The 23,324-nt window shown below is 73.1% G+C and carries 22 protein-coding genes; 11 read left to right on the top strand and 11 right to left on the bottom strand.

Features of this window, described 5'->3' with window-relative positions; genetic code table 11:
- Position 1 precedes the first annotated feature (1 nt).
- Complete coding sequence (locus IG94_RS0120015) at positions 2-673, bottom strand: succinate dehydrogenase (protein WP_031038480.1); 672 nt, start codon at positions 671-673, stop codon at positions 2-4.
- A gap of 131 nt (positions 674-804) precedes the next feature.
- Here IG94_RS0120015 and IG94_RS0120010 point away from each other — a divergent pair, with 131 nt between their 5' ends.
- On the top strand, positions 805-1,689 hold the full coding sequence (locus IG94_RS0120010) for a LysR family transcriptional regulator (RefSeq protein WP_031038478.1): 885 nt from the start codon (positions 805-807) through the stop codon (positions 1,687-1,689).
- Between the two features lie 13 nt (positions 1,690-1,702).
- Here IG94_RS0120010 and IG94_RS0120005 read toward each other — a convergent pair whose 3' ends face one another.
- A complete protein-coding gene (locus tag IG94_RS0120005; RefSeq protein WP_031038476.1) occupies positions 1,703-2,602 on the bottom strand; it encodes an NAD(P)H-binding protein in 900 nt (299 codons plus the stop codon).
- A gap of 184 nt (positions 2,603-2,786) precedes the next feature.
- Between IG94_RS0120005 and IG94_RS0120000 the strand changes: the two genes are divergently transcribed.
- Positions 2,787-3,623 (top strand): LysR family transcriptional regulator, encoded by an 837-nt coding sequence (locus IG94_RS0120000; RefSeq protein ID WP_031038474.1) that lies wholly within the window; start codon positions 2,787-2,789, stop codon positions 3,621-3,623.
- A gap of 131 nt (positions 3,624-3,754) precedes the next feature.
- On the opposite strand, the gene rmdA is transcribed toward IG94_RS0120000, so the two are convergent.
- From rmdA to IG94_RS0119985, 3 genes are all read right to left on the bottom strand, one after another.
- Complete coding sequence (gene rmdA, locus IG94_RS0119995) at positions 3,755-5,899, bottom strand: cyclic Di-GMP phosphodiesterase RmdA (protein WP_031038470.1); 2,145 nt, start codon at positions 5,897-5,899, stop codon at positions 3,755-3,757.
- A complete protein-coding gene (locus IG94_RS0119990) occupies positions 5,896-6,708 on the bottom strand; it encodes an SAM-dependent methyltransferase (protein ID WP_031038453.1) in 813 nt (270 codons plus the stop codon). The genes rmdA and IG94_RS0119990 overlap by 4 nt, the downstream gene beginning before the upstream one ends.
- 249 nt (positions 6,709-6,957) lie before the next feature.
- Positions 6,958-7,902: an SCO0930 family lipoprotein gene (locus IG94_RS0119985; RefSeq protein WP_031038448.1), complete on the bottom strand. Its 945-nt coding sequence runs from the start codon at positions 7,900-7,902 to the stop codon at positions 6,958-6,960.
- Positions 7,903-8,902: 1,000 nt separating this feature from the next.
- Here IG94_RS0119985 and IG94_RS0119975 point away from each other — a divergent pair.
- Complete coding sequence (locus IG94_RS0119975) at positions 8,903-9,667, top strand: bestrophin-like domain (RefSeq protein WP_107060617.1); 765 nt, start codon at positions 8,903-8,905, stop codon at positions 9,665-9,667.
- A 213-nt stretch (positions 9,668-9,880) separates the two neighbouring features.
- Positions 9,881-10,399, top strand: a complete 519-nt coding sequence (locus tag IG94_RS0119970; protein ID WP_031038442.1) for a hypothetical protein — start codon at positions 9,881-9,883, stop codon at positions 10,397-10,399.
- 161 nt (positions 10,400-10,560) lie between these two features.
- Here IG94_RS0119970 and IG94_RS0119965 read toward each other — a convergent pair whose 3' ends face one another.
- Positions 10,561-11,055 (bottom strand): membrane protein, encoded by a 495-nt coding sequence (locus IG94_RS0119965; protein WP_031038439.1) that lies wholly within the window; start codon positions 11,053-11,055, stop codon positions 10,561-10,563.
- Between the two features lie 330 nt (positions 11,056-11,385).
- Between IG94_RS0119965 and IG94_RS0119960 the strand changes: the two genes are divergently transcribed.
- Entirely contained in the window at positions 11,386-12,051 is a 666-nt protein-coding gene (locus IG94_RS0119960; protein ID WP_031038436.1) for a class F sortase, read from the top strand.
- Positions 12,052-12,082: 31 nt separating this feature from the next.
- Here IG94_RS0119960 and IG94_RS0119955 read toward each other — a convergent pair whose 3' ends face one another.
- Positions 12,083-12,916, bottom strand: coding sequence for a polysaccharide deacetylase family protein (locus tag IG94_RS0119955; RefSeq protein ID WP_031038433.1), 834 nt, complete (start codon positions 12,914-12,916; stop codon positions 12,083-12,085).
- A gap of 111 nt (positions 12,917-13,027) precedes the next feature.
- Between IG94_RS0119955 and IG94_RS0119950 the strand changes: the two genes are divergently transcribed.
- Positions 13,028-13,489 carry a universal stress protein gene (locus IG94_RS0119950; RefSeq protein ID WP_031038430.1) on the top strand — a complete coding sequence of 154 codons (462 nt, stop codon included), beginning with the start codon at positions 13,028-13,030 and terminating at the stop codon, positions 13,487-13,489.
- A 214-nt stretch (positions 13,490-13,703) separates the two neighbouring features.
- Positions 13,704-15,110 carry an amino acid permease gene (locus IG94_RS0119945; RefSeq protein WP_031038427.1) on the top strand — a complete coding sequence of 469 codons (1,407 nt, stop codon included), beginning with the start codon at positions 13,704-13,706 and terminating at the stop codon, positions 15,108-15,110.
- A gap of 40 nt (positions 15,111-15,150) precedes the next feature.
- Here IG94_RS0119945 and IG94_RS0119940 read toward each other — a convergent pair whose 3' ends face one another.
- Positions 15,151-15,990 carry an alpha/beta fold hydrolase gene (locus IG94_RS0119940; RefSeq protein ID WP_031038424.1) on the bottom strand — a complete coding sequence of 280 codons (840 nt, stop codon included), beginning with the start codon at positions 15,988-15,990 and terminating at the stop codon, positions 15,151-15,153.
- Between the two features lie 57 nt (positions 15,991-16,047).
- On the opposite strand from IG94_RS0119940, the gene IG94_RS0119935 reads away from it, so the two are divergent.
- Positions 16,048-16,521 (top strand): MarR family winged helix-turn-helix transcriptional regulator, encoded by a 474-nt coding sequence (locus tag IG94_RS0119935; RefSeq protein ID WP_031038423.1) that lies wholly within the window; start codon positions 16,048-16,050, stop codon positions 16,519-16,521.
- Between the two features lie 24 nt (positions 16,522-16,545).
- On the opposite strand, the gene IG94_RS0119930 is transcribed toward IG94_RS0119935, so the two are convergent.
- Positions 16,546-17,703, bottom strand: coding sequence for a CapA family protein (locus IG94_RS0119930; protein WP_031038419.1), 1,158 nt, complete (start codon positions 17,701-17,703; stop codon positions 16,546-16,548).
- A gap of 267 nt (positions 17,704-17,970) precedes the next feature.
- Between IG94_RS0119930 and IG94_RS0119925 the strand changes: the two genes are divergently transcribed.
- The 3 genes from IG94_RS0119925 to IG94_RS0119915 all read left to right on the top strand — a co-directional run bounded on the left by IG94_RS0119925 (position 17,971) and on the right by IG94_RS0119915 (position 20,075).
- The gene (locus tag IG94_RS0119925) at positions 17,971-18,537 is read left to right on the top strand and encodes a sigma-70 family RNA polymerase sigma factor (RefSeq protein ID WP_031038416.1); all 567 of its coding nucleotides are present in this window, start codon (positions 17,971-17,973) and stop codon (positions 18,535-18,537) included.
- A 141-nt stretch (positions 18,538-18,678) separates the two neighbouring features.
- Positions 18,679-19,194 carry a hypothetical protein gene (locus IG94_RS0119920; protein ID WP_031038414.1) on the top strand — a complete coding sequence of 172 codons (516 nt, stop codon included), beginning with the start codon at positions 18,679-18,681 and terminating at the stop codon, positions 19,192-19,194.
- A gap of 218 nt (positions 19,195-19,412) precedes the next feature.
- The gene (locus tag IG94_RS0119915) at positions 19,413-20,075 is read left to right on the top strand and encodes a zf-HC2 domain-containing protein (RefSeq protein WP_031038413.1); all 663 of its coding nucleotides are present in this window, start codon (positions 19,413-19,415) and stop codon (positions 20,073-20,075) included.
- A gap of 36 nt (positions 20,076-20,111) precedes the next feature.
- Here IG94_RS0119915 and IG94_RS0119910 read toward each other — a convergent pair whose 3' ends face one another.
- Complete coding sequence (locus IG94_RS0119910; protein ID WP_031038411.1) at positions 20,112-20,975, bottom strand: Fpg/Nei family DNA glycosylase; 864 nt, start codon at positions 20,973-20,975, stop codon at positions 20,112-20,114.
- Positions 20,976-21,175: 200 nt separating this feature from the next.
- Positions 21,176-23,266 (bottom strand): SpoIIE family protein phosphatase, encoded by a 2,091-nt coding sequence (locus tag IG94_RS0119905; RefSeq protein ID WP_031038409.1) that lies wholly within the window; start codon positions 23,264-23,266, stop codon positions 21,176-21,178.
- Positions 23,267-23,324: the final 58 nt, after the last annotated feature.

Below are 23,324 nucleotides of genomic sequence, written 5' to 3'. Positions count from 1 at the left end.
GTCAGCTCACCACTCCGGTCATGACGCCCACGGGCACGGCGACGAAGCCGATCGTGAGCAGCAGCGCGAGGACGTTCGCGGTCGTCTTCAGGGCGCGGTCACGGGTACGGCTGCCCGCGCCGAGGGTCTGGGCGGCGCTCCAGAAGCCGTGCCGGATGTGCAGGCCGAGGGCGAGCACCGCGGCGATGTAGACGGCGTTGCCGTACCAGGTGGAGAAGGTGTCCACGACGTTCTGGTAGGGCTTGCCGGACTCGAAGCCGCCGGGGTGCACGGTGCCGGTGGTCAGGTCGAGGATGTGCCAGACGATGAACAGGCCGAGAATGACGCCGCCCCAGCGCATGGTGCGGGTGGCGTAGTCGGCCCGCTTCTTCCTGTGCACGTACTTGCTGGGCCGCGCCCTGATGTCGCGGCGGCTGAGCTGGTACGCGGAGACGGCGTGGGCGACGACGGCGACGACCAGCACCACGCGGATCAGCCAGAGCGTCCACTCGTAGTGCATGAACGGCTCACCGACCGTGCGCAGCCAGTGGGCGTAGTGGTTGAACTCCTCGGTCCCGAAGAAGATCTTCAGGTTCCCGATCATGTGGGCGACCAGGTAGAGGAGCATGACGAGACCGCTGACCGCCATCACTGTCTTCTTGCCGACGGTCGAGTCCCACACGGTGCGCGCCATGGACGGCCGTCGGTCCGTCCGCGTTGCCAGAGCCATGTCACAGGACGCTACGGGGCGGGAGGGTCATCGGTCCAAGACATGGTCCGCCTCGTTTCCATAGGCTGAGGCTATCGGCTGTCTATGCTTGCGTCATGCAGTTGCAGCAGCTCCAGTACTTCGTGGCCGTGGCCGAGACCCGGCACTTCACCCGGGCCGCCGAGGTGGTCCACGTGGCGCAGCCGTCGCTGTCGCAGCAGATCAAGGCGCTGGAGCGGGAGCTGGGCGCGGATCTGTTCCTGCGGGCGCGCGGCAACATCGCGCTCACCGACGCCGGCGAGGCGCTGCTGCCGCTGGCCCGGCGCATCCTCGCCGACGCCGACACCGCCCGGCACGAGGTCCTCGAACTGGTGCAGCTGCGGCGCGGCCGGGTCCGGCTGGGTGCCACCCCGAGCCTGTGCACCGGCCTGCTGCCCGACGTGCTGCGCGCCTTCCACGACCGCTATCCCGGCATCCGGCTGCTGATCGAGGAGGGCGGCTCGCACGATCTGGTGCGGGAGCTGGCGCGCGGCGCGCTCGACCTCGCCCTGGTGGTCCTGCCGCTGCCCACCGCGTCGCCGTCGCTGACCACGGTGGAGCTGCTGCGTGAGGACCTGGTGGTGGTGTCGTCCCCGGAGTCGCCCCGGCCGGGCGGCGGGCGCCGCGCCGTACGCGTCGCGGACCTGGAGGGCGAGCGCCTGGTGATGTTCCGGCACGGTTACGACCTGCGGGAGCTGACGGTGGCCGCGTGCCGCTCGGCCGGGTTCGAGCCGGACTTCGCGGTGGAGGGCGGGGAGATGGACGCCGTGCTGGGCTTCGTCCGGGCGGGCCTGGGCATGGCGGTCGTCCCCCGGATGGTGGCGGCCCGCTCGGGCCGCGGGCTGCGGGTGACCCCGTTGGCCCGGCCCGGCCTGCACCGCACCATCGCGCTGGCCCACCGCAGCGACGTGGCCCCGCCGCGGGCCGCGCGGGAGCTGCAGCGGATGCTGCTGGAGCGGTGACGGGGCCCGCGGGTCAGGCGAGCGCGGCCGGCCGGAGTACCTCCTCGCACCAGCGGCGGAATCCGGTGGGCGCGGTGTCGGGGGTGCCGGGCTCGGCCGCGCCGTAGAAGCCCTGGGTACTCATCGCCGAGGCCATGTCGGCGTAGTTCCGGGCGACGTCCTCGCTCGCCCCGAGGCCGCGGACGGAGGCCCGGTACTCCTCGGGGGTGGACTCCCGCACGCGCACCGGCCGGCCCAGCACGCCGGACAGGACCTCCGCCATGCCCTCGGGGGTCAGGTCGTCGGGGGCCACGAAGGGGACGTCGGCGCGGCCGGTCCAGGAGTCGTCGAGCAGCAGCCGGGCCGCCGTCCTGGCGATGTCGCCGGTGGCGCAGGTGCGCAGGATCCGGTCGGCGGGGTAGGCCATGCGGAGCTCCCCCGTGGCGCGCAGGGACTTCGCCTGGCCGAGCAGGTTCTCCATCAGGAAGGGCGGGCACAGCGCGCGGTAGTGGACGCCGGTGGCGGCGATCCGCTCGTCCACGGCGAGCGAGGCGGAGACCTGCCCGGCGTTCTCGGCGACGCCGCGGCCCAGGGTGGAGACGGCGACGACGCGGGCGACGCCGTGCCGCGCGATCGCCTCGCACAGCGGCAGCGAGAAGGCGTGGAAGTGGTCCTCGACGCTGTGGGCGCGGGCGTCCGGCGGGACCAGCCAGAACACCTGGTCGGCACCGTCGCAGGCGGCGCCCAGGACGTCGGCGTCCGCGTGCGAGCCCTTGATGACCTCCGCCCGCTCGCGGGCCCTGGCGGTGAGGCGGCCGGGATCCCGGGCGATCACGCGGACCGCGGTCCCGTCCCCGCGGGTGTCGAGGGCGTCCAGGACGTTGTCGAGGACCTGGCGGCCGATTCCGCCGGTCGGGGTGGTGATGACGATCACGAGGCACGGCTCCGGTTCAGGAGAGAGGAAGTACACACAGGTGACGAGGGGTTCGCGCCGGAGCGGGAAGGTGTTCCGCACGCGTCCCCGGCGCTCTTCCATCCTGGGCGCGGGGCCCCTGGAACTGAAGGACCGATCGGGTCCCGGTTGTTACCCTGAGGGCAACACCGAGGGGAGGCGGATCGTGGAGTCACGCTCTCTGCGCTACTTCGTGGCGGTCGCCGAGGAGCTCAACTTCGCCCGGGCCGCCGAGCGGCTGGGCATCTCCCCGCCGCCCCTGTCCCGGGCGATCCGCCGCCTGGAGGCCGAGCTGGGTGTCACCCTGTTCGAGCGGACCACCCATCGTGTGACGCTGACCCCGGCGGGGGACGTGCTGCTCACCGAGGCCCGCGTCGCGCTCGACGCCCTGGAGGCCGCCGGTCGGCGGACCCGGCGCGCGGCACAGGAACCGAAGCTGGTCCTGGCGATGAAGGCCGACGGGGACGCGGGACTGCTCGAACCGATCCTCGCGCGCTACGCGGCCGACCCCGGGGCCGTGCCGGTGGCCGTCCGGCTGTGCGGCTGGCGGCAGCAGCCGGGGCTGATGCGCGCCGGCGAGGCGGACGTGGCCCTGATCCACGAGCCGTTCGACGGCGCCGGTCTGGACACCGAGACGCTGGCCGTCGAACCGCGCGTAGCCGTCCTCGCCTCGGACCACCCGCTGGCCGCCCGGGACCGGCTGGAGCTGGCCGACCTCGGGCTGGACGCCGGCTCCGTGGAGCGGCACATCGACGAGGCCCTGCGCGGCCACGGCGATCTGGCCCAGGTACTCACGGCCGTCTCCCTCGGACAGGTCGTCACGCTGCTGCCCGCCTCGGTCGCCGTGCGCTATCCGCGTCCCGGCGTCGCCTACCGTCCGGTGACCGACGCCCCGCCGGTCGTGCTCGCCCTCGCCTGGCCCGGGCAGTCCCGCTCGACGGCGGTCGCGGCCCTGGTGCGCGCGGCGACGGAGGTGGCCGAGGCCGCCCGCGCCGGAGCGTAGGGCCGCCGCCGACATCGCCGGCCCCAGCCGCGGGCCGGCCCCAGCGGTGGGTCGCCCCCCAGCCGCGGGTCGGCCCAAGTCGTGGGCCGGGCCCAGTCGTAGGCCTGCCCCAGTCCAGGGCCGGGCGCCGCTCAGCCCGTGGCGTCGACCAGGGCCAGTTCGTGCAGCCGGTCCGGCGGGCCCGGGCGGGCGTAGTACCAGCCCTGGGCCGTGTCGCAGCCGAGCACGCGCAGTTGCTCGGCCTGGGCGCCGGTCTCCACGCCCTCCACGGTGACCGTGAGGTCCAGGCTGTGGGCCAGGGCGACGATCCCCTCGACGATCTTCAGATCGACCGGGTCCGCCGGGTACTGCTGCATGCTCTGGGTGAAGGACCGGTCGAGCTTGAGGACGCTCACCGGCAGCCGGCGCAGGTTGGCGAGGTTGGAGTAGCCGGTGCCGAAGTCGTCCAGGGCTATGTCGACGCCCATCTCGGCCAGCCGGCGCAGCGGCTTCAGCAGGTCGTCGTCCGCGCCGATCAGCGCCGACTCCGTGACCTCCAGGCACAGCGCGTCGGGCGCGACGCCGGTCCGTTCCAGGATGTCGACGGTGTCCTGGACCAGCCCGGGGTGCGTGAGCTGGCAGGGCGAGAGGTTGACGTTGATCCGCATCGGACCCGCGGCGGTCGACTCGCCGTACCGCTCCCGCCACAGGCGCGCCTGGCGCACGGACTGCTCCAGGACCCAGCGGCCCAACGGGACGATCAGGCCGGTGTGTTCGGCGAGCGGGATGAAGCGGTCGGGGCCGAGCACGCCGTGCTGCGGGTGCAGCCAGCGCACCAGCGCCTCGGCCCCGCTCACGGTGCCGTCGCCGAGGTGGACCAGCGGCTGGTACTCGATGAAGAACTCGCCCCGGTCCAGGGCGGCGGGCAGCGCGGTGGTCAGCCCGTGCCGGGTGATGACGCGCGCGTCGGCCTCCGGGTCGGCCAGCTCGAAGCGGTTGCCGCCGGCCGACTTGGCCCGGTACATGGTGATGTCGGCGCTGCGCAGCACCTCCGCGGGGCTGCGTTCGCCGGCCGCCCCCTCCACGATGCCGATGCTGCCGCGCACGGTCAGCTCACGGCCCTCGACGCTGACCGGGGCGAGCAGCGCGTTCATGATCCGTCCGGCCAGCTCGTCGACCTCGCGCCGGGTGTCCCGGCCGGTGGTCAGCGCCACGAACTCGTCACCGCCGAGCCGGGCCACCATCTCGCCGGGTGCGGTGGCGCAGGCCTGCAGCCGGTCGGCGACCTCGACGAGCAGCCGGTCGCCGGCCGCGTGGCCGAGGCTGTCGTTGACGGCCTTGAAGCCGTCCAGGTCGAGGTAGCACAGGCCGAAGCGCTGCTCGGGACCGGCGCCCAGGGCCTTCTCCAGGCGTTCGAAGAAGAAGCTGCGGTTGGGCAGACCGGTGAGCGCGTCGTGCGTGGCCTCGTAGCGCAGGCGCAGGTTGAGCAGCCGCCGCTCCGTCGTGTCCTCCATCAGCGCCAGCTGGTACTGCGGGACGCCGTCGGCGTCGCGCAGCAGGGAGACGGTCAGGTTGGTCCACAGGACCGTGCCGTCGGGCCGGTAGAAGGCCTTCTCCACGTGGTAGTGCTCGCGCTCGCCGCGCACCAGTTCGTCGTAGAGGCGCCAGGTCTGCGGCGCGTCCTCGGGGTGCGTCCACTCGGTGGCCCGGCGTCCGCCCAGCATCGGGTCGGCGACGCCGAACATGCGCATCAGCGCCTCGTTGACCTGGAGGACGTTGCCGTCCAGGTCGGCGATGCCGATGCCTATCGCCGCGCCCTCGAAGACCGCGCGGAAGCGCGCCTCACTGGCGTGCAGCGCCTCGGCCACCACGCCCTGGGCCTTCAGGGCGGCCTGCGCGATGGCCTCCTGCTCGGCGAGGGTCCTGGCCCGCAGCGCCCCGGCGAACCCGGCGGCCATGGCATGCTGGAGCCGCGCCGAACGGGCCCGCAGGTCCTCGGGGTCGCCGTCGTCGCCGCAGTAGAGCACCAGGTACGCGTCGACGCAGTCCAGCGTCCGGGAGAGGGCTTCGGGGTCGGTGCAGTGGGCGTCGACCAGCGCGCCGCCGACCGCCCTGGCCTCCGGTGCGTCGAAGGTCCGTGCGCGCAGCACCTCGCTCAGCCGGCGGGCCAGCGGCAGCAGTTGCTCCTCGAACTCGATCCGGGTGGAGGACGTGGAGGTCGCCGGGAAGACGGCCCGGCTCCAGATCGTCGCGAACCGGCGCAGCCGGTCCTCCGGCCCGTCCGGCTCCGCCCTCACGCCTTGCGTCCCACGCCGGCGTAACCCGAGAACGCGTACGGGTCCTCGTCCTCCGGCGCCTGCTCGGACCGCCAGCGCGGCATCGGAACCAGTCCGGGCTCCACCATGTCGTACCCCTTGAAGAACCGTGCGATGTCGTCGCGCGAACGCATGATCAGCGGATTTCGGATGTCCTTGTACACGTCCACCGCTCCGCCGGCCTGCTCGGCGGGCAGCGGGACGTGCTCGTAGGAGGCGTGGGTGAGCACCAGCAGGCTGCCGGGCGCGAGCGCGTCGCTCAGCTCGGCGACCGCCGCGTACGGGTCGTCCGCGTCTTCCACGAAGTGCAGTATGGCAACCAGCAGCAGGGCCACCGGTCGATTCAGGTCGATCAGCCGTTCCACCTGCGGGGCGGCGAGGATCTCCCGCGGCCCCCGCAGGTCGGCGACGACGACGTCCGCGTCGTCGAGGTCCGCCAGGACGGCCTCGCTGTGCGCGACCGCGACCGGGTCGTGGTCGACGTAGACGACACGGGCGCCGGGACGGGCGCGCGCGGCCACCTCGTGGACGTTGCCGAAGGTGGGGATGCCCGAACCGATGTCGAGGAACTGGTCGATGCCCTCCTCGGTGGCGAAGCGCACGGCCCGGCGCATGAACGCCCGGTTGGCCTGCATGATCTTGGGCAGCCCCGGCATGAACTCCATGGCCCTGCGGGCCGCTTCGCGGTCCACCTCGAAGTTGTGCGAACCGCCCAGGTAGAAGTCGTAGATCCGGGACACGCTGGGCACCGAGATGTCGATGCTGCGCGGGACCCAGGCGGGACGCTCCATCTGGCTCTCCAAGGCGTAGGCGGTCTGGTGTTCGAGCTGAGGCTACTGATCGTCCGCCAAACGGGCGAGTCCAAACGGAAATTGACCGTCCGTTCCCGGTCACTGCCAAGGGCACATGCCGGGAATCGGGGCGGCCCAGAGCATCCCCATGTACCCCGAACACGCACGAACGGGACCGCCCCCTCCGTACGGTTACGGAGAGGACGGTCCACCTGGTCGCGCGCGGCGAGGAACGGCCGGCGGGAGTGGCTACTTCTTCGGCGCGCCGACCGGCTTTCCGTCGGGCGCGACCGCGTACCACGTGCCGCCCACGCCCTGCCCCTTGGTGTCGCCCGCCGCCTTGTCACCGGCGAAGGTGTAGATCGGCCAGCAGTCGATGGTCTGCTGGGCGGCGCCGTCGGGCCGGGTGAAGCTCATCAGGCCCTTCTTCTCGACGCCCTCGGTGTCGTTGGTCTCGACGGGGGCCACGACGGGCCACTTGTCCAGGCAGGCACCGGTGCAGGCAGACACCGGCTTCGGCCAGGCCTCGTCCTTCATGAACCGGTAGACGGTCATGCCGTTCTTGTCGACGACGATCTCGCCGAGCTTCGGGTCCTCGCGGGTGGACAGCCCGGCGGCCGGCTCGGCCTCGGCCTTCTTGCCGTCGGCGGCCAGGGCGTACCACTTCTTGCCCACGCCCTGCCCCTTGACGTCGCCGGCGGCGGTGTCCTTGGCGTAGCGGTACGCGGGCCAGCCGCCGATGGTCAGCTGCTTGGTGCCGTCGGGGCGGGTGACCTCGCCGAGCAGCGCCTTGTCGACACCCTCCCCGGCGAGGGCGTCGTCCGCGGCCACCGGGGGCCAGGCGGTGGCGCAGTCGTTCTCGCAGGTCGTCTTGGGCGGCTTGGCGGTGTCCGCGTCGAACCGGTAGAGGGTGCGGCCCGCTCCGTCGGTCACCAGCTCGCCGATCTCGGCGTTCGCGGTGACCGACAGTTTGCCCGCGGGTTCGGGGGCGCTCGCCGACGCCTGGGCGCCGTTCGCGCCGAGTCCGTCGTCCGCGCCGGTGCCGATCTCGCCGACGTCGCCGGGCGAGGCCGTGGCCCCCACGTTCTGGCTGCCGGCCGCGGCGCCGCCGTCCTGGCCGCCGCACCCCGTCGTCAGCGCCAGCACCGCCGCAGCGCTCGCCACCAGTGAGGCGCTCCGCCAGGAGGTCTTCATCGTCATTCCCCGATCATCGCGAAGGTGTTGGGGCGCCCCTGCCGGTCGCCGCACGACACTGGGTACGCACGGGGGTGCCGGTTGTGTTCAACACGGCACGGGATTCTTTTCGGACGCACGGGACTCTTTCCGGACGCCCGGCCCGCGGGCCGGTCCCGGCGGAGGGCCCGGCACGGGCCGTCGGGTCACCGGCCGGCGCAGGACGCGCGAACGACCGTCCCGCGTGCCTCGCTCAGACGTGCGGGGTCCGCGGCGGGCGGATCGGCGGAGGTCAAACCGCCGGGCGGCCCGTTTCCCTCCTTCGGGGCAATCGCCGGTCACTCGGGCGTGGCCGGGTGCGCCAGGCCTCATGATCTGCGTCGTGCATGGACCCGAACCGACCCGATCCGCCGTAGCCGGACGGGTGTTGGCCCTGGTGACGCTGACGTTCACGCTCGTCGGCACACCGGTCGGCGACGCGCGGGCCGACGCCTGCGCGTACGCCTCGACCGGACCGGGCGGTACCGACGCGGTGGCGGTCGCCGGGAGCCACTCCTGGCCGACCTTCCCACCCTGCGGCAAGCCCTCTCCGAAACCGCCACCGCCACCCACTCCGACACCGCCGCCGCCCACACCACCCCCGCCGAAGCCCTCTCCCCCGCCGCCCGCGCCGGAGCCACCCTCCACGCCTCCGGCGCCGAAGCCCGAACCGCCACCGCCGGCACCGCCGCGGCCGGCCCCCGCCCGGCCCGCGGCGCCCGAACCGGCCCCCGCGCGGACGCCCGGCCCCACCCGGGCGCCCGCGCGGGAACGGCCGTCCCCGCCCGCGACCGCCCCGTCGGCCACCCCCACGCCCCGGCCGTCGATGACCCCGGTGCACTACCCGCGGCACCGTACAGCCCGGCCCCCGCGGCGATCCTCGCGCGGGACCACCTCGCCGCTCGTCTTCGTCCTGCTCATCACCGTGCCCGCGGTGGTCGCCGTCGCCGCGCTCCGTGCGCGCTGAACCCTGGAGCCCGTCTTGCCGGAATGGCTTGTTCTCACCCTCGCGATGCTGGCCGCCTGCGTCGTGGTGGTCATCGTCACCCTCCTGCGGCACCGCACGGCCTCCGACGACGAGGACACCACCGAGACGCCGGACGTCATCGAGTACATGACGATGTGGATCGGCGTGGTGTACGCCATCGTCCTGGGCCTGGCCATCGCCGGTGTCTGGGAGGCGCGCAGCGCCGCCCAGGACAACGTGCAGACGGAGGCCGTGGCACTGCACGAGATCTCCGAACGCGTCCGGGCCTATCCGCCCGACGTCCGTGACCGCATCCGGGAGGATGTCAACGCCTATGTCGGACACGTCGTCACCACGGAGTGGAAGGCGATGGCCGACCACGACGACCTGACCGACCGCGGCACCGAACTCCTCGACCGCGTCCGCGCCGACGTCACCGACTACGAGCCGAAGTCGGACTTCGAGGCCCAGGCCTACCAGCCGCTGCTCGACCAGGTGACCATCGCCGACCAGGCGCGCACCGCCCGTGCGCAGTCGACCGGCGCGACCATGCCGGGGGTGGTGTGGTTCGGCCTCATCGCCGGGGCCGTCATCACGATCGGCATGGTCTTCGCACTGCAGATCCGGCGCACGCCGCGCGAACTGGTCCTCGCCGGGCTGTTCTCCGCGCTGATCGCCTTCCTGCTCTTCCTGATCTGGGACTTCGACGCACCCTTCAGCCGGGGCGTCGCGGCGTCGACCGAACCCTTCCTGAGCCTCTTCCCGGGGGCCGGGGACTGATACGGGCCGTGCTCGGGGGACGCCCGGAGGGCACGCCCGACGTGCCGTCGACACGCCGCCGCGTCCCCTGAGCGGCCCACACGCGTGCCCCATTCGCCCGACAGCGATCGCGTCGACACGCCCGGGTTCCTAGCGTTTCGGGCATCGAGGTGCATTTCCCGCGCGTGCGGAACAGGTCCGCCCGCCGCTCCTCGGAGACCCGGAGGATTCACCATGCGCGCGATACCCGTCGCCTCGGTCGCTCTGCTCGGCGTCGCCGTCCTCTCCGCCTGTGCACCGGCCGGGGCCGCGGGCTCGGACACCTTCGGCTTCACCGTCCGCCCCGCCACCGTGGCGCCGGGCGGCGAGGTGACGCTGGGGGTGGGCCGCGGCGCCGCCGGCTGCCGGGGGCGTGTCACGGTCACCTCGCCCGTGTTCGACACCGTCACGATCCCCCGGCACGAGTCGTCGGCGACGGCCCGGGTCGACCGGGACGCCCGGCCCGGGGCGGTCTACCGGGTGGCGTTCGCCTGCAAGGAGAGGTCCGGCACCGTGGACCTGACCATCGCCGGCGGCGGCTCGCACCGTCCGACCCCCGAGCCCCACCACTCCAAGGGCGTGCACGCCGGGGAGGGCGGCAGCATCGCGGGGTTCGACCTGAAGCAGATCGGGCTCGGCGCGTTGCTCGTCGCCGGTTCGGTGGGCACCGCTCACCACCTCTCGCGCCGCCGCTCCGGCGAACGCGGTGCCTGACCGTACCGGACGAGACGCCCGACCGGATCGGCGCCCGCACCGAACGGGCTTCGCCCCGGACCCCCGAAGCGGTCCGGGGCGAAGCCCGTTCGGCGTGCGACGCGTGCGACGGCCGGGCCCGCTCCCGAGGGCGGGGCCCGTACGGCGCACGGACGGACGGATCAGTAGCGCCGCTCGGCCCGGCGGCGCATCCAGAACAGGCCGCCACCCGCGGCGGCCGCGGCGACCAGCCCGCCGCCGATCGCGATGTCGGTCGAGGTGGCCCCGCTGGAACTGCTGCCGCCGAGGCCGCCGCGGACGCCGCCGATCACCGTGAAGGCCGCCGGGCGGGTCAGCCGCCGGCCCGAGCAGTTGACGGTGATGTCGTACGAGCCGGGCCGGGCGTCCTCCTTGATGGTGGCGGTGCCCCTGGACGTCTCGTTGGCTCCCTTGACCGGGGTCAGGTGCGTGGTGCGGAACGCGTCCGAGGTCATGGTGCCGCCCTGGGGGCAGCCGTCGACCGTGACGGTCATCTGGCCGCCGCGGGCGATGACGCTGGGCAGCGCGACGATGTTGCTCGGCTGGTTGTGGTCGCCGCCTGCGGTGGCCGCGGGGGCGGCCAGACCGAGGACAGCGACCGCGGCGCCGGCTGCCGCGAGGGCACGGGTACTGCGCATGTGATCCTCCGCGGAAGACGCCCCGGGTCCCGTCCCCGGTCGATCGGCGAGAAAGCGCCTCCCAGAAAGACCCTCAGTTGCCGGTCACGAAGGCGCATTTCGGGAATGGTCCGTCCTGGTGAGCGGCGTACCGGGCGGATACCGCGCGAGTGGATATCGCCGCAGGTCACGCACCGTCAGAAAATCTTCGCCGGGCGCGTCCCGGATGGCTCACGGGCAGCCGCGCGCATAACCCGTTCGCCGCCGCCCCGTCGCCGGGCCCACGCGTGGCGCTTAGCGTGCTCGTACGCGCGGATGACCCGGCGACGGCCGGGTCGAGAGGGGATGCGAATGTACGACTCCGAGTTGGCCGAAGAGGAGGAGCGGCGGAGGAAGCGCGCTCCCTGGGGCGTGATAGCGCTTGTTCTGCTGACCGGTCTCGCGCTCATCCGCAACGGTTCCGGGGAATTCGACGTGGGCCCGCCGCAACCGGCCTCGGCCGCCGCCTCGGACACCCGCACGGCAGCCGGTGACGGCGGCGCCAAGGGCGTGGCGCCGCTCGCGTACTCGGTGCCCGACCGGGTCTCCGTCCCCGCCATCCAAGTTGACGCGCCGGTCATGGGGGTCGGTCTGGACGCCGACGGCTGGGTGGACGCACCGCCGCCCGAGGACCCCAACCTGGCCGGCTGGTTCACCGGCGCGGTCTCTCCCGGGGAGAAGGGCACGGCGGTCGTCGTCGGCCATGTCGACAATCAGCAGGGACCCGCCGTCTTCTACGGGCTCGGGGCGCTCAAAAAGGGAAACAAGGTGGAGGTGCACCGCCAGGACGGGAAGACGGCGGTGTTCGAGATCTACGGCATCGAGGTGTTCGAGAAGAACAATTTCCCGGGCGACCGGGTCTACGCCTCGAAGGGCGGCCCCGAATTGCGGGTCATCACCTGCGGCGGCGGTTTCTCGAAGCAGAACGGCTACGACGGGAACGTCGTCACCTTCGCCCGCCTGGTCGAGGTCCGCTGAACGCACCCCGGCCGGGCGGGCCGGGCCGGGGTCAGACGCGGCTGCGCCGGGGAGTGGTGAGGTGGTAGCCGGAGTCGAGCAGTTCGGGCAGGTAGCGCCGCAGGGCGCGGACGCTCTGCGAGCGGTTGCCCCCGGCGTCGTGGGAGAGCACCACGACGCCGGGGGCGGCGCCGTCCTCGACCCGGTCGACGATGGTGCCGGTGCCGGGCGTGGTCCAGTCGAGGGTGTCCACGGTCCAGGCTAGCGGTTCCATGCCGAGCTCGGAGCCGAGTTCGAAGGTGGCCCGGTTCCACGCCCCGTAGGGGGCCCGGAACCAGCGGGGCGGGTCCCCGTAGGCCTGCTCGACGACCTCGCTGGTGCGCTCCATCTCGGAGCGGATACGGCGCCGGGTGAGCCGTGTCAGCTGCGGGTGGGACCAGGTGTGGTTGCCGACCACGTGCCCCTCGTCGGCCATCCGGGAGAGCAGGTCCCGGTTGTAGTCGGCCATCTCGCCGCAGACGAAGAACGTGGCGCGCACGTCGTGCTTCGCGAGGGTGTCCAGGACCTGGGGCGTGTACTCGGGGTGGGGCCCGTCGTCGAAGGTGAGCAGCATGGTGCGGCCGGGGCCCGTCATGCGCAGGATCGGTTCGCTGCGCACCGGGGGCCGGCGGGGTGCGGCACGGGGCGCGCCGTATCCGGTGAGGGGCTGGAGACGGTAGGCGGAGGGCTTGAGCGGGCTGCCCTGCGGGGGACCCGGGGCGGGGGCGGGCGGCCGGGCGGGGCCGTTCCCCAGGCCGGCCGCGAGGGCGCCGGCGGTACCGGCCGCACCGGCGGCCGCGGCAGCGGTGAGCAGGGCGCGGCGGGAGAGCAACTGATCCTTCTTCATGACCCATCAGTCGCCCGCCGGCGGCGCGCCGCACCTGAGCAACACCGTCGCGGCGGCACGGAACCACCCGCCCGGACCAAGATCGCGGACGACTCCGATACCCTTCGCCGCGTGACGGAACAGCACCACCACCAGTTCGAACGTGGCACGGACGGACCCAAGGTCATCGTCGTCGGCGTCGACGGCTCCGACTCCTCGCTGCGGGCCGCGGCCTACGCCGGCGGGCAGGCCCGGCGGCAGGGGGCCCTGCTCGCCGTGGTGTACGTGCAGCCGGTGCTGGCGGGCGGCGCGGTGCTGGGGGCGCCGGTGGCGGAGACCACCGACGAGATCGCCGAGGAACTGGTGGTCCACATCCGCGAGGCGGCGGAGCGCGTCCGGGGGATATTCGACGTCCGCTGGGAGTTCCACACCTTCCGCGGTGATCCGTACGGCGGCCTGGTGCAGACGGCCGACCGGCTGAAGGCGGACGCGGTGGTGGTGGGCGCCTCCGAGCAGGCCGGCCACCGGTTCGTCGGCTCCGTCGCCGTACGGCTGGTGAAGGCGGGCCGCTGGCCGGTGACCGTGGTGCCGTAGCACCCGCGGGGTCCGGTACTCGTCGCGCCCCCACGGCCGGCGGGTGTGCGTCGTGCCTTCGCTGCCGGCGGGGGTGCGTCGTGCCTTCGCAGTCGGCAGGTGTGCGACGGGCCCTCCACGGCGGACGGATGTGCGTCGTGCCTTCCGTAGCGGGCGGGTCTGCGTCATCATGATCCACCGTCAGCCGTTTGCCGATCACGAAAAGGTGAGGCGCATGGCCCGGTTCCGTATGGGTGAGGGTGTTCTCCGGCGCAAACCCATCGAGCAGATCGAGGAGACGGAGAGCGGCGGGGGCCTGCAGCGTTCCCTGGGGCTGTGGCAGCTGACCGCGATCGGCGTGGGCGGCATCATCGGTGCGGGCATCTTCACGCTGGCCGGCACGGTCGCCAACGGCACAGCGGGGCCCGCGGTCCTCGTCTCCTTCCTGATCGCGGGCGTCGCGAGCGCGGCGGCGGCCCTGTCGTACGCCGAGTTCGCCGGACTGATCCCGAAGGCGGGCTCCGCCTACACCTACGGCTACGCGGTCCTCGGCGAGCTGGTGGGGTGGTTCATCGGCTGGGACCTGCTCCTGGAGTACACGGCGATCGTGGCGGTGGTCGCGATCGGCATCTCCGGCTACTTCAGCTTCCTGGTCGGCGAGATGGGCGCCGACCTGCCGACCTGGATGCTGGGCGCGCCCGGCACCGGGGACGGCCACCGGGTCGACCTGTTCGCGGCGGTGCTGTGCCTGCTGATCGCGTACCTGCTGACGCTCGGCATCCGCAACGCGGCCCGCTTCGAGATGGTCGTGGTCGTGCTGAAGGTGCTGGTGGTGCTGCTGGTGATCGCGGTCGGCGTCTTCCACATCGACACCGCGAACTACAACCCGTTCTTCCCCTACGGGGTCGGCGGTGCGTTCACCGGGGCGGCGACGGTGTTCTTCGCGGTCTTCGGCTACGACGCCATGTCGACGGCCGCGGAGGAGTCGAAGGACGCCCAGCGGCACATGCCGAAGGCGATCATCTACTCGCTGATCATCTCGATGGTGCTGTACGTGGGGGCGTGCCTGGTGCTGACCGGCATGCAGAACTACAAGGGCATCGACCCGGAGAGCGGGTTCTCGACGGCGTTCAAGTCGGTGGGGCTCGGTTCCCTGGCCGACGTGATCGCGGTGGGCGCCATCATCGGCATCCTCACCGTGATGTTCACGTTCATGCTGGGTGTCACGCGGGTGTGGTTCTCCATGTCGCGCGACGGGCTGCTGCCCAAGTGGTTCGCCAAGACCCACCCGACCCGGCACGTGCCGACCCGGGTGACCTGGATCGTGGGCGTCGCCTCCGCCGCGATCGCCGGGTTCCTGCCGATCGGCGAGGCGGCGGAGCTGACCAACATCGGCATCCTGCTGGCGTTCGTGGTGGTCTGCGCGGCGGTGATCGTGCTGCGCTACCGGCAGCCCGACCTGCCGCGCACCTTCCGTACGCCGTTGATGCCGTTCGTGCCGGCGCTGGGCATCGTGTTCTCGATCTGGCTGATCACGTTCCTGCAGTGGCAGACCTGGGTGCGGTTCGCCGTGTGGTTCCTGGTCGGCCTGGTCGTCTACTTCGCCTACTCGTACCGGAAGTCGGAACTGGCACGGCGTTAGGCGGCACCGGCCGGCGCTCGCCGGCCTCTGCCGGCTGCGGTCAGAGGGTGCGCAGGAAGTCGGTGACGATGTCCGTGAAGGCCCCGGGCCGTTCCATGTTCGGGTAGTGGCCGACGCCTTCGACGGTGGTGGAGCGGCCGTCCCGGACCGTACGGGCGAGCCGTTCGGCCGCCGCGATCAGCTCGGGCGCGTCCAGGGCGCCGTTGACGGTGAGGACCGGGACGCCGATCTCCGGAACGCGGGCCCAGGTGCCGGTCAGGGGCACGTGATGGTTCTCCTCGTCCGGGGTGTGCTTGGCGAGGGTGCCCAGGGCCATCTCGCGCACCCGGCGCAGCACGTCCGGGTCGACGTCGTCGAGGGTGCGGTACCGGCCGGGCACGAAGCGGAGGAACGCCGTGAGCCAGCCCTCGGCGTCCCCGGCACCCAGTGCGGCGGCCTGCTCCGACTGCACACCCCGCGCCCAGGGGTCCGTGTACTCGAACTCGCTGGTGGCAGCCCCGCAGGCGACCACCGCACGGACCAGTTCCGGGTGTTCGAGCACGGTGTCGGTGGCGATGGCCCCGCCCATGGACACGCCGACGAGCACCGCGGGGCCGGTGTCGAGGTGGCGCAGCAGGGCGGCGAGGTCGTCCGCCCACCGGAACGGCCGGGTCGCGTTGGCGGAGGCGCCGTGTCCGCGGACGTCGGGGGCGATCACGCGGTACCCGCGGGCCAGGACGGGGATCTGGGCGTCGAACACGCGGTGGTCGGCGAAGCCCGAGTGCAGCAGGACGACCGGGTCGCCGGCACCCGTGTCGCGGTAGGCGAGGTCACCGTCGGCAGAGGCGAAGCGGCGGAGTTCCGAAGCGACGTCGACAGGAGGATTCGAAGCAGCAGTCATGACAACCAAGGTGTCATGTAACCCCTGTTTCGGCAACCAAGGTGTCATGATGGCCGGGTGAACGACACCGACGCCCCTCTCCCGCCGGACGAGCTCGCGCGGCGCCTCACCGAGGTGTACGACCTGGTCGGCCCCCTCTACCGGCGCGCGCAGCGCGGCGTCGAGCAGGGTCTGACCGCGGACGGCCTCTCCGTGGGGGTCCGCGCCGTACTGACGATGCTGCGGCGCAGCGGGCCGATGACCGTGCCGCAGATGGGCCGGGCCCAGGCGATCAGCCGTCAGTTCGTGCAGCGGATGGTCAACGACGCCGCGGCGCTGGGCCTCGTGGAGAGCATCCCGAACCCGGCGCACCGCCGGTCCTCACTGATCCGGCTGACCGCCGGGGGCCGGGACGCGATCGACGACGTCCTCGGCCGGGAGCACCGGCTGCTGCGCGAGGTCGGCTCGGACCTCACGGACGCCGACGTCACGGTGTGCCTGCGCGTGCTCGGCGCCATGCTGACGGCCCTGGACCACGTGGACGAGGGCTGACGGGCCACGTCGAACGGGACTGGCCTACTCCCCCATCACCAGCCCGTCCTCGGCCGCACCCCGGCCGAGGACGACGTCCCGGATGCGGTCGCGCACGGCGCGTACGTCGGCACCCTCGCCCAGGGCCCGGTTGAGGTTGACGACGCGGCCGGCGTCGACGTCGAACAGCTGCGGGACGAACTCGGCCCTGGTCACCTTCCAGCGTTCGCCGGGCCGGGCGGGCGGGGCGAAGGTGAAGCGGCCGATGGTCGACTGGTTGCCGCGCGGGTCGCGGGCGCCGTCGGCGTTGACCATCTCGCCCGCGATCTGGTCGCCCATCCCGTAGACGACCCAGGTGCCGTTGACCTTCTCGTAGGCCTGCGGGACGTGGGCGTGGGTGCCGAGGACCAGGTCGATGTCGGGGCGGTCGCCGGTGCGCGCCGCGGTCAGGCTCCGGGCCAGGGCCAACTGGTCCTGGTCGGGCTCGTCCTGCCATTCGGTGCCCCAGTGCGTCGACACCACGACGACGTCCGCGCCCGCCTCGCGGGCGGCCCGGGCGTCGGCGACGATCCGCTCCTCGTCGAGGAGACCGACCGCCCACGGCTGTCCGGCGGGAAGGGGACGGCCGTTGGTGTGCAGGGTGTAGGCGAGGTGGGCCACCTCTGCCCGCCCGGCGCGCAGCACGGTCGCAGTGTCCGCCTCACCCTGTGTGCGCGCCGTCCCGGCGTGCCGCACGCCGGCGCGGTCGAGGGCGTCCAGGGTGCGGCGGATGCCCTCGGCGCCGTCGTCGGCGCTGTGGTTGGAGGCCGTGGAGCAGCCGTCGTACCCGGTGGCGGCCAGCGCCTTCGCCACTTCCGGCGGCGACTTGAAGAGGGGGTAGCCGCTGTAGTCGCCGTTCGCGCCGTACACGGTCTCCATGTGGCACAGGGCGAGATCGGCGCGCGAGACGACGGGCCGGGCGCCGGCGAGCATGGGGCGGAAGTCGTAGCCGTTCCCCCCGGCGTCGAAGCGGGCCCGCTCGATGACCGAGTCGTGCGGCAGTACGTCGCCGGAGGCGACCAGCGTGAAGGCTCCGTCGTCGGCGGCGGCGGGCGGGGCCTGCGCCGGGCGCTTCGGCGGTTCGTGGTCGCGGGCCTGGCAGGCCGCGCCCGCGGTGAGTAGGGCGGTCAGGGCCAGGGCCACCTGCCGACTGCGTGTGATCATCCGTGCACTCCGCTGAGGTCGCTCACACCGATGGAAAGCCATGATGAAAAATCACATTTACTTATAAACAGGTAAGAAGGCATGACGGGTCACAGGCGGCTCCGACACGCTCATTAGCCCGTCCGGCGTGCGCGAAAGGGGTGCGCGGACCGGGCGCGGACGGGGTGCCGACCGTTCGTCGAACCGTTCGTCGACGCGATCGACCGTCCGCCGCACACCCGCGTACGCGCCCTGTCCCCCGACGGCGCACTGCGGTGCCATACGGCCATGACGGCCGGAATCACCCTCACGGACAGCCTCACGGACGGGACGAACGGGACGACCGCCGAGCACGAGCTCGCCGCACTGCAGCGCGAGCACGGCCGGCCGCTCTTCGCGCTGCTGCTGCGGCTCAGCGACGGCGACCGGCAGCGCGCCGAGGACCTGGTGCAGGAGACCCTGGTACGGGCCTGGCAGCATCCGGAGGCCCTGCGCGCCGACGACTTCCAGTCCGTACGGCCGTGGCTGCTCACCGTGGCCCGGCGTCTGGCGATCGACGCGCGCCGGGCGCGGCAGGCCCGCCCGCCGGAGGTCGGCGACGCCGTACTGGAGAACGCGCGCGTGTGCGCGGATCACGCCGAACGGGCCGCCGCCGCCCTCGATGTGCGCGAGGCTGTGAAGACACTCACTCCCGAGCACCGTGAAGTCCTGGTGCTCGTGTACTTCCAGGGGGCGAGTGTGGCGGAAGCAGCGTCGGCCCTCGGCATCCCGCCCGGTACCGTGAAGTCCCGCGCTTACTACGCGCTGCGCGCCCTGCGCAGGGTGCTACCGGGATACGCCGCCGACCTGCGGTGAAACCGACCCTTTGGTCAAGCCTCCGCAAAGTGCCTTGCCCGGGACCCCGGTTGGGTAATCGGCTGTCCTCATCCGTGTTCCGGACGGGGGCCCATGACCCGGGTCGGGCGACGCGCGCGCACCGGAGGAAGGCAGGAAGGGATGCTGCACAGAGGGCACGAGAGCACGGACGGTACGGGCGGGGGCGAGCCGGCCGTTCCGATGGCGTGGTTCTACGCCGAGTACATCGCCGACGAGTTGCTGCGGACCGGCGACCTGATGCCGCCGACGTCCTTCGAGTTCCGCGCCGGACGCGACGCGCTGGCGCTGACCGTCTTCCTGTCCGACACCGAGAACGAGCTGGGCGGCGTCCGGGTCGTCACCCACCTGGAGACCTGGCTGTCGCTGACGGCCTACGACCAGCCCTGGCAGGAGTGGGTGCGCGGTCGGCTGGCCGAGGTCACGGCCGACGCGGTCGCCGCCGGCCGGCACTCGCCGGACCTGGATCTGGCCGGGGCGGCCTGGCGCTGGCTCCAGGAGACCGAGCTGCTCGCCCCGGACCTGAACGCGGTGCCCGGCGGCGCCGCCGCGGGCGGGGAGGACGAGGGGCCGAAGGTCTGGACGCCCGCGTGGCAGCTGGGGCTGCCGCTGGGGCATCTCGCCATCCATCTGTTCTGACCGTCCGGACCGGTACGGAGACGTCCCCGGGACCCGGCGCGCGAACGTCCTCGACCACGTCCTCGGCGACTTCTCCGGGGGCCGGCCGATCCGCGGTTTCCGCCGCTCCGGACACCTTGGTTGCGATTCGGTCGCGGCTTGAGTGATTCGACTGTCGGGCGCGTACGGGTGGGAGCAAGGAGTAACCCCACCCGCACCCAAAGGCACGAGGATTCGGCATGAGGTCCCTGGAAAGGCATCGTGACGTCGGCGCCTACGCGCTCGGCGTGCTGGACGAGGCGGAGGCCTTCCGTTTCGAGGACCACCTCATGGAATGCCCCAGCTGCGCCGTCCAGGTGACCGAATTCGGCCCTGCCGCCCGCCAGTTGATGCTGTACCGCAGCGCGACCCCGCGTCTCGTGCACCCCGTGGCCAAGGCCGGGCCCCGCCTGCTCGACCGCATGCTGTCCGAGGTGGCGGCACGCGGGCGGACCGGACGCAGGCGGCTGCTGTACGCCGTGGCCGCCGCGGTCGTCTGCGCGGTGGCCGGACCGGGTGCCGTGCTCTGGGCGGGCCAGGGCGGCCCGGAGGCGCCGGTCACCGCGACCACGACCGCGACCGACGAGCGGTCCGGGGTGTGGGCGCGGCTCACGGCCGCGGACGAGGACTGGGGCACCGATGTGCGGGTCGAGGTCCGGGACGGAGCGGGTCCGCGCTCGTGCCGGCTGGTCGCCGTGGGCCGGGACGGCACGGAGACGACGGTCACCAGCTGGACCGTGCCCGGGCAGGACGAGGGGTCGAACACCATGCGGGGCGGCGCCGCCCTCCATCCGGACCAGATCGACCACTACGAGGTGCGGACGGCTCAGGGCGATCACCTGGTGACGCTGCCGACCGGATGACCGGCGGTGCGGCGGGCGCCGCACCGGAGCCCGCCGTCACTTCAGCAGCCGGGACAGCCTCCGGTCGGCCAGCGGCTTCCCGCCGGTCTGGCAGGTCGGGCAGTACTGGAGCGAGGAGTCGCTGAAGGAGACCTCGCGGACCGTGTCGCCGCAGACCGGGCAGGGCTCACCGGTACGGCCGTGGACCCGCAGCCCGCTCTTCTTCTCGGCCTTCAGCCGCCCGGCGGCGATGCCCCGGGAGCGCTCGACGGCTCCGGTGAGCGTGTCGCGCAGGGCCGCGTACAGCCGCGCGGTCTCCTCACCGGTGAGCGAGGAGGCGAGTCTGAACGGCGACATCCTCGCCGCGTGCAGGATCTCGTCGCTGTAGGCGTTGCCCACGCCCGCGATCAGGCTCTGGTCCCGCAGGGCGCCCTTGAGCTGCCGCCGCTCGCCCGCCAGGAGGGCGGCGAAGCGCGCCTCGTCGAAGTCGTCCGCGAGCGGGTCGGGTCCCAGCCGGGCGACGCCCGGCACCTGCCCCGGGTCGGTCACGACGTACACCGCGAGCCGCTTCTGCGTGCCCGCCTCCGTGAGGTCGAAGCCCGCGCCGTTCTCCAGGGCGACGCGCAGCGCCAGGGGGCCCTTGCCGGGCTTGGGCAGGCCGCTGGGCAGGCTGTCCTTCCAGTGCAGCCAGCCGGCCCGGGCCAGGTGGGTCACCAGGTGCGGGCCCCCGGCCGTCTCGACGTCGAGGAACTTGCCGTGCCGGCGCACGGCGGCCACGCGCCGGCCCTCCAGCGCGGTGAGCGGAGGGTCGTACGTCTTCAGGACGCTGATCGCCACGGGCAGGACGCGGACGACCTCGCGCCCGGCGAGGTGCTCGGTCAGGAAGTCGCGGAGCGCCTCGACCTCGGGCAGTTCTGGCATACGTCCAGGGTGCCACCGGCCACCGACAACGCCACCGGACCGGGCCCCGCACCCGCCCGTCGTGCACCGGACCCGGCCCAGTACCCGCCCGTCGTGCACCGGACCCGGCCCAGTACCCGCCCGTCGTGCACCGCACCGGGACCCGCACCCACCGTCCCGGGCCGCACCGGGCCCTCCGCCCGTGCCGCCGCTCCGGCGCCTCAGCCCTCGCCGTGGCCCACCACGAACTCCGCCCACACCACCTTGCCGCCGCCGCGCGCCTCCACGCCCCACACGTCGGCGAGCGTCTCGACCAGCAGCAGGCCCCGCCCGGAGACCCCGTCGTCCCCGGCCTCCCGGCGGCGCGGCAGGGCGCTGGAGAGGTCCTCGACCTCGGCCCGCAGCCGCCGGTCGGTGCCGGTCAGCAGCCGCAGGGTGACGATCGCCGAGCCCTCGGTGTGCATGAGGGCATTGGTCATCAGCTCGTCGGCGACCAGTTCGATCTCGTCGCTCTGGCCGGCCGCGCCCCAGGACCGGACGGCGGCGCGGATCATGTGCCGGGCCTCGGTGAGGGCCTCCGGGTCGCCCGGGCGCACGTGCTGCTGGACCCGGCCGAAGGTCCGGGGGGCGCCCAGCCCGTGCCGGCGCAGCAGGAGCAGGGCCACGTCGTCGTCGCCGCGCCGCTCGTCGGCCACGTCGATGAGCCGGTCGGCCAGGTCCCGGACGTCCTGCGGCCCGGAGGTGATCAGCGCCGTGAGGACCTGCATCCCCTCGTCGAGGTCGGCGCCGGGCTGCTCGACCAGGCCGTCGGTGCACAGGAGCAGGGTGTTGCCCGGGTCCAGTTCCAGGGTGGCGACGGGATAGGCGAGGCGCCCGAACTCGGCGGACAGGCCGAGCGGCAGCCCGCCCTCGACGCGGACGTGGCGGCAGGTGCCGTCGCCGGAGCGCAGCAGGGGGTCGATGTGCCCGGCGCGGACCACCTGGAGCACCCCTGTGCCCAGGTCCGCCTCGGCGTACAGGCAGGTCGCGAAGCGGTCGGTGTCCAGCTCGTGCAGGAAGACGGAGGCCCGCGCCATCACGGTGGCCGGCGGATGCCCCTCGGCCGCGTAGGCGCGCAGCACGATCCGCAGCTGCCCCATCACGGCGGCGGCGTGCGTGTCGTGTCCCTGGACGTCGCCGATGACGGCGCCGACGCGCCCGCCGGGCAGCGGGATCACGTCGTACCAGTCGCCGCCGATGTCCCGCCCCACGGCGCCGGAGATCGAGGCGGCGCGGTAGCGGACGGCGACGTCGCAGCCGGGCACGCTGGGGATGGTGCGCGGCAGCATGGCCTGCTGGAGGCCCTCGGCGAGGTCCAGTTCCTGTTCGTAGAGCATGGCCCGCTGCAGGCTCTGCGCGATGCCGCTGCCGAGCGCGACCAGGACGTTGCGGTCCTCGGCGGAGAATCCGTGCCGGTCGCTGTAGAGCAGCCCGACGGCGCCGATCGGCCGCGCCTGGGCGATCAGGGGCAGGTAGGCGGCGGCGGTGATGTCGAGGTGGGTGATGTCCTTCCACAGCCCGGGGTAGCGCTCGGCGAACTCCTGCGGCGACTCGATGAACCGGGGGCTGAGGGTCCGTACGGCCTCGCTCATCGGGTAGGGCTCGTCGATCCTGGTGATCCGGGTGCCGGGGACGAAGCTGTTCTCGGGCCCGTCGGCGACCAGCCGGATGCGGCCGGCCTCGACCAGGCCCATGACCAGGCTCGTGGCGCCCAGCCGGGGAAGGCCGTGGGTGTCCCGCAGGACGTCGATGACGTCGTCCACCGTGCGGGCGTGCGCGAGGGCGGCGGTGGCGAGCTGGACGACGTTGGTGAGCCGCCGGCCGGCCTCGTCCTGGGCGGCCTGCTCGCGCCCTGCCGCGATGTCGTCGATCTCCTGGGTCGCGTCGCGGACGATGCCGATGATCCTGCGCGGCCGGCCGGTCTCGTCGCGCCGGATGTAGCCCTGGGTGCGGGCCCAGCGCAGGGTGCCGTCGCGGCGGCGCAGGCGGAAGTAGGTGCCGTAGTTCTCGCTGCCGTCCTTCAGCGCCTGGGCCACGATGACGTCCATGCGGCGGCTCTCCGCCGTGGGGACGCGCGCCGACAGCGACTCCACGCGCCCGTCGTACTCCTCCGGGCTCAGGTCGAACACCTCGTGGGCCTGCGCGTCCATGTGGAACAGCCCGGCGTCCAGGTCCCAGTCGAAGCTGCCCATGCGGTTGAGCGCCAGGATCGGGTCCGGGTGGGCGGGCCAGTCGTCCGGGAGTGACAGGGCACTCGCTGCCCGATCAGACATGAACCCCACCTTGCCAGGATTTGTCGGAATCTTCGACTCCTGGTCCGCCGGACCGGCC

It is taken from the genome of Streptomyces olivaceus, from assembly GCF_000721235.1.
In the GTDB taxonomy this organism is placed as follows: Bacteria; Actinomycetota; Actinomycetes; order Streptomycetales; family Streptomycetaceae; genus Streptomyces; species Streptomyces olivaceus.
This window is presented reverse-complemented; position numbering and strand designations above follow the sequence as displayed.